General features: G+C 67.8%; 5 protein-coding genes. All 5 read right to left on the minus strand.

All coding sequences use genetic code 11. The features are described from left to right. On the minus strand, positions 1-2,462 hold a 2,462-nt coding region (hrpB, locus tag Q0Z66_RS11740), incomplete at its 3' end, for an ATP-dependent helicase HrpB (RefSeq protein ID WP_298041359.1). Between the two features lie 132 nt (positions 2,463-2,594). Beyond that, complete coding sequence (locus Q0Z66_RS11745; RefSeq protein WP_298041364.1) at positions 2,595-4,190, minus strand: SPFH domain-containing protein; 1,596 nt, start codon at positions 4,188-4,190, stop codon at positions 2,595-2,597. An 89-nt stretch (positions 4,191-4,279) separates the two neighbouring features. After that, entirely contained in the window at positions 4,280-4,708 is a 429-nt protein-coding gene (locus Q0Z66_RS11750; RefSeq protein ID WP_298041366.1) for a MarR family transcriptional regulator, read from the minus strand. Positions 4,709-5,102: 394 nt separating this feature from the next. After that, entirely contained in the window at positions 5,103-5,600 is a 498-nt protein-coding gene (locus tag Q0Z66_RS11755; protein WP_175986980.1) for a hypothetical protein, read from the minus strand. Further along, positions 5,597-6,214: a hypothetical protein gene (locus tag Q0Z66_RS11760; protein WP_175986978.1), complete on the minus strand. Its 618-nt coding sequence runs from the start codon at positions 6,212-6,214 to the stop codon at positions 5,597-5,599. Before Q0Z66_RS11760 ends, Q0Z66_RS11755 begins: the two co-directional genes overlap by 4 nt. Positions 6,215-6,333 lie beyond the last annotated feature (119 nt).

Here is a 6,333-nt window from a genome sequence, read left to right on the forward strand (position 1 = left end):
CCGCGCATCTCGGCGCGCACCTGCGCATAGGGGCCCGACCAGAACGAGGCGAGGTCGTCGGTGACGGCCAGCGGATGACCGCCGGGTGAGAGCAGGTGGAACAGCACCGGAACCCGGCCGTCGGCGAGGCGGGGCGTCGCGGCCCAGCCGAAGCACTCCTGCAGCTTCACGGCGACGACGGGCCGGGCTGCGGGATCGTCGATCGGCGGGTAGGCGACGCGCACGCGGGAGCCGCTGGGAACGTCGAGGCGTTCGGGGGCGAGGGCATCGAATTCGGATGCCGCGGGCCACGGCAGCAGGCGGCGAAGCGCGGCGGTCAGATCGATGCGCGAGGTCGGGGTGCCCGAGGCGAGTGCGGACATCTCGGGGCCGAGCCAGAGGTCGAGGGAGTCGAGGAGCGCGTCGTCCGAGACATCCGGCCAGGGGGATCCGTGCGTGCGGTGCAGCAGCGCGAGGCGTCGGCGGAGGGCGTCGGCGGACTCCGACCAGGTAAAGACGTCCACGCCCTGCTCGGCGATCGCCCGGCGCGCCGCTTCGCGCCCGCCCTCATCGGCCGATACGCGCACCGGCACAGAAGAACGCACGATCGCGCCGAGTCGTCGTTCACGACGCCCGACGACACGGCCATCGATGAAGCGCGCTTCGACCCGATCGGTGAGTAACGGCCCGGCCGCGCGCTCGGCGGCCTCCGAGGAAATGGCGGCGGCGGTGCGGATCACGGCACCCGTGCCGGCAGCGGCGCGACCCTGCGCACGCGTGACATCGGCGACGGCCAGCCACTCGGCACCGGCGAGGGGCCCGGAGACACCGGCGCGTGTACCCGAAGCCAGCAGGTATGTCGCGCCCTGCGCGGAGCGGTCGACGCGGTGTGCGATGCGCTCGGGGAACGCGAGGGCGATGATCATGCCGACCTCGTCGGCCCGTGGCACGGTCACCGTCTGCGCCGTGCGCGGCGGGGCGAGGCGCTCCAGACGCCGCACCTCCTGCTGCCAGCGCCGGGCCTCGGGGGAGCGGCCGGCAGACAGCGAGGCGAGGGCGGATGCGGCATCCGCATCGCTGACTCTCACATCGCCGCTGAGAAGGGCGACGACCTCGGCCGCCGAGCGAGCGCCGATCAGAGCGCTGCCGTCGACGAGGGCGCGCGCCAGCCGGGGGTCTGTCGGGATGCGCGCGAGCGTGCGGCCCTCGTCGGTCGCGCGTCCGGTGTCATCGATCGCGCCGAGCGCTTCCAGCGTCCGCACAGCATCGCGCAGGCTGTCCGCGGGCAACGGATCGAGCAGGCGGAGCCCCGTGCCGCCGGGGGCTCCCCAACAGGCGAGCAGGAGCGCCGCGTCGGCGAGGTCGGTCGAGGCGATCTCGGGGGCGGGGCGCGCGGGGGCGGCGGCGAAGGTGCGCTCATCGACGCAGCGGATGACGGTGCCCGGGCCCTGACGCGTCGCGCGTCCGGCGCGCTGCACGGCCGATGCGCGCGAGGTGGGAACCGTGACGAGGCCACTCATCCCGCGGCCGGCATCGCGCTGCGGCACCCGCGACAGGCAGGTATCGACGACGAGGCGCACCCCCGGGACTGTCAGCGACGACTCGGCGATCGATGTCGTGACGATGATGCGCGGGGCCTCCCCCGCTCGACGGCCGCGGATGACGGCGTCCTGCTCGGCGGCCGGAACCTGCCCGTGCAGCTCGCGCACATCATGCCCGGGCGCCGCATCGCGGATGCGGCGTGCGATCTCTGATACCTCGCGAGCGCCCGGCGCGAACACGAGGACGTCGTCTTCCCGCTCGTCTGCGGCGGACACCGTCGTGCGCGCCACATGGTCGAGGAAATCGCGCGTGACGCCACGGTCATCGAGACGCGCACACTGCGCGGGGGCCCAGCGCTCGACGAGCGGATGCTGCGGCACGGCCTGCGTCACGATGGGAGCAGGTGCGGTATCCGCCCCGATCGTCTCGGCGACCCGCTCCGCATCGATCGTCGCCGACATGGCGATCAGCACGAGATCGTCGCGCAGCTCGCGCACCTCGCCGAGCAGACCGATCAGCAGATCCGTCTCGAGAGCCCGCTCGTGCACCTCATCGATGATGACCGCATCGACGCCGTCGAGCCCCGGATCCGTGAGCAACCGCCGCAGCAGCACGCCCGCCGTGGCGAACTCGACGCGCGTGGCATCCGACACCTCGCGCTCGCCGCGGACCGTGAATCCGATCCGATCACCGAGCCGGCTGCCGTCGAGCTCGGCCAGACGGCGGGCCGCCGCGCGCGCGGCGACGCGGCGCGGCTGGGTGACGATGACGCGTCCCGAAACCCGGCTCGCGACCGCGGGTGGCACGAGCGTCGTCTTTCCCGTGCCGGGAGGGGCGCTGACGACGACCGCCGCGCTCGCATCGAGAGCCGCGGCCAGATCATCCAGCGCTTCGGCGAAGACGAGGCCCCGGCCGATGCCGGCGATGTCGAAAACTGTCACCCCTCCATCTTCGCGCGTCCTGCCGGTGCGGGCTTGTGCCGGGCACCCCGCCCGCTCCGCAGCCCGCAGGCTCAGGTCCGCGCACGAAAGAGGCGCCGACCCCGGAAGTGATCGACGCCTCTGGCGTGTGACTTATTCGGCTGATGCCGGGGGCGGCGGAGCCGCTGCGGTGCGCGTGGGCTTCGTCTCGGTGCTCGTCGCCGGCGCGGTGTTCGACAGGCTCTCACCGATGCCGCGGCCGACCGCCTGGCCCTGGATGATCGCGGCGATGTCGAGGCCGGTCGCCGTGCTGACGCTGTCGAAGACCGACTTCATCGCCTTGGCGCTGTCGGCGCCGACGAGGTTCGACGCACCGTCTTCGCCCGAGCCGCCGACGATCGACACATTGCCGATGCTCGCGTAACCCTTGGCGAACTCGCCCATGATCTGCGGCAGAACCTCGAGCACGCGCTGCGACAGGAAGGCCTCCTGGTTCGAGGCGATGGCGTTCGCCTCTGCCTCGACGGCGGCTGCACGAGCTTCACCTTCGGCGCGGATGGCGTCGGCCTCGGCGTTGGCGCGCAGGCGGCGCGCCTCGGACTCTGCTTCTGCCTGCGCGCGCAGCGCATCGGCCTCACCGGTGGCCTTGGCGACGGCCGCGGCGGACTCACCATCGGCACGGGCCTTGTCGGCCTTCGCCTGCTGCTCGGCGATGCGGGTGCGGGCCTCGGCCTGCTTGACCTGCTCGATCGCGGCGGCCTCGGCGGCGCGCTCGCGGGTGTAGAGCTCGGCCTGAGCGCGGGTCTCGGCCTCGTACTTCTGCGCGTCGGCGACGCGCTTGACATCGGCGTCGAGCTGGGCCTGCTTGTTCTCGGCCTGCTGCTGAAGAACGGCCTGCTCCGCCTGGGCACGGGCGAGCTGCTCGGCCTGCTCGGCCTCGGCGCGCGCACGGCCGATGCCGGCGTTGGCGTTTGCGGTGTTCGTGTCGAGCGCGGTCTGCTCGATCAGGTTCGCTTCCTGGTTGGCGATGTACTTCTGGTTGATCGCACGGTCGGCGTTGGTCTGCGAGATCTCCGCCGACTGGCGCTTCGCCTGGATCTCGGGAGCACCCAGCGACTGGATGTAACCGACCTTGTCGGTGATGCCCTTGATCTGGAACGAGTCGAGGATGAGACCCTGCTCGGCGAGCTCCTGCGAGACCTCGGCGGCGATCTGGTCGGAGAACTTCTTGCGTTCGCGCATGAGCTCGACGACGGAGAGGGTGGCGACGATGCCGCGGAGGGCACCTTCGAGCTGCTCGGTGGTGAACTGCTCGATGGCCTTGTCCTGCGAGGCGAAGCGCTCGGCGGCGCGGCGCACGTACAGCGGGTCGGAGCCGATCTTCACGATCGCGACACCGTCGACGTTCAGGGTGACGCTGTCGAGCGACTGGGCCTCGGCGTTCAGCGAGACCTGGCGCGAGCGCAGCGAGATGATCTCGTGGCGCTGCGTGATCGGGTTGACGAGCGACTTGCCGTTGACGATGACCGTGACGGGCGAGTCGACGATCTCGGAGCTGGCGGTGCCGTCGGCGGAGACGATCGCCCGCTGCACCTTCTGCTTGCGTCCCGAGATGACCAGCGCCTCATCGGCGCGGGCGACCTTGATCCAGCTGCGTGCGAACAGCAGGGCGATCAGCCCGATCACGATCAGGACGACGACGCCGATACCGACAAGGATCAGGATGCCGACGATTCCGGCGATCTCCATATGTGTACCTCTCTGTCGCTCCGCGGGGCGCGGAGTCTGCACACACGACTATGCCAGACGGCGCGTCGTCGCGTGCCGGAGCGGAGAGGTCAGCGGTGGCGCAGCTTATCGGTGAGGGTGCGCAGGGTGCGCAGCTCGTCTTCGTTCAACGGCGACATGCGGTCGACGATCGAGCGACTGTGAGCCATCGCCACTTCACGGAACCCCCGTGCCCCGGCATCCGTCGCAGTCAGCAGCGAACCGCGGCCGTCATCGGGATCGGGGCACTTCGTCAATAGACCCCGCGAGACCATGCGGTCGACGAGACGCGAGACGCTGGGCTGGCTGATGAGCATGTTCGCCGTCACATCGCGCAAACGGGCGGTCATCTGAGGCGAACGCGTGACCGTGAGGAGCACGTCGTATTCGGCCTGGGTGATCGGAGTGCCTTCGAAATCGGCGCTCATCGCGTTGAGGAGCTCATGTTGAGCGCGGAAAAGGCCTTCCCACGCATCGAGCGCGAGCTTCCGGTCGGTCATGAGACCTAACCCTATCGAACGGTGAAGGACCGACCGGAGAGGCTTCCGATCGGTCCTTGTCCCTTGCACCAAGAGTGTCCTGCAATCACATGTGGATGCCACAGCAAACATTCACCGTGCGATCAATGTATAACGCCGCGGTAACGAATGCAACGGTTTGGTCACGGAAATTTTTGGGGCTCAGTGTCCGGTGACAGTGATTCTGTAGTTCGTGCCAATGATGTTGTGATCGAGATCCGCGAGTTCTCGCTTACTCAGCCTCACCACCGATGTCGCTGATCTCGGACTCAGTGCCATCAATTCTGCAGTCCGCCGGACAAGCAGGGGCAGAGGGGGTCAAGTCTTCTTGTGTGCCGTGTTGGCACGATGTCCGTCGTGACGGTGCTCTCTGCCCCTATGCGCGAAGGGCCTCGAGCACGTCGGTGACAGTATCTACCGGCGGGTGATCTGCTTCTAGATCGAACTCTGCAACGGCGGTCCGGTCGGCGTCGTAGGCCTCGATCTTTGCGACCGTCCCTTCGCGCCAGATCCGGGCGAACACGACCGTGGGATTCATGACGATTCCCTCGGGAGCGAGCATGCCGAAGTTGTAGAGAGTCTCTGCCCACCAATAGTTCACCGTCTGCGCCGGGGGCTCCCACTCCGCGGCCTGGTTGGCGATGACACTACGGCCCAGCGCGTTCGAGGCTGCGGATGCGATCACGTTTCGATCTGCCGAGGCCGGAACGGTGAATACCTCACCGCCGACGAGGGTGAACTCGAGCGTTTCTGGGCCGAGCAGGATCTGCCGGATGAGACCGTCGTCCGGGCGAAGGTTCTCTAAGGTCGAAGCTTCCCGGATGGCGTCGCGCCAGAGCGCGACGTCATCCGGCTGTCGGTGCGTCGTCGTCACTGGTTCAGGGCGTTCTTCACGAAATCGGGGCACTTGCCGTTAATGCCCTCACAGTACGCGGTCACCACTCCGTATGTATCCCCCTGATACGAACGGAAGTCCACGACGGTTCGCACCCAGACCGTGCGCACGACCTTGCAGTTATTCCCCCAGAAATCACACTTGACCTCCTTGGCCGCAAGTCGGTATCGCCATGATGTGCCACCGTCGGGGGTTCGTGTCGAGGCCTTCTGGGTGACGACGCGTGGGGTGCGGTACGTCAAGTTGTGCTTGGTGAGGATCTTATTGTAAGGAAGGGAACGCAACACAACTTTGCGGTTACCGAAGTCATTCCACCGGAAGAGTACGTTGTTGGTTGCCGCTGCTTGCGCGGTGGGCGCAGCCTCAACCTGCACCTTCGGTGCGCTTGAGGCTGTACCTGGGATCACCTCGATCCCGAGTTCCGCGAGATCTGCATCCGTAACAACCGAACCAACGCCGTCTCCGACGTCACCGAGAACCGAAAAGATCACGCCCTCATCATCATCGACGGTCGCGTCAGCCGGTGCACCATACTCGGACGCGGTCGCAGGGGAAGTGGTTACCAAAGCAAATGCCGCAACAATCGCGAACAACGAGAGAACAGTCTTACTGGTAGTTCTTGGCAGACGCATTGACGGTGGCCCTTTCCACGAGTTGGGATCGCCACTGCCAGGGCGCGACGACGGAAGAAATTACTTGGTAAGCGTCACCT

Origin of the sequence: uncultured Microbacterium sp. (genome assembly GCF_947632095.1) — a bacterium.
In the GTDB taxonomy this organism is placed as follows: domain Bacteria; phylum Actinomycetota; class Actinomycetes; order Actinomycetales; family Microbacteriaceae; genus Microbacterium.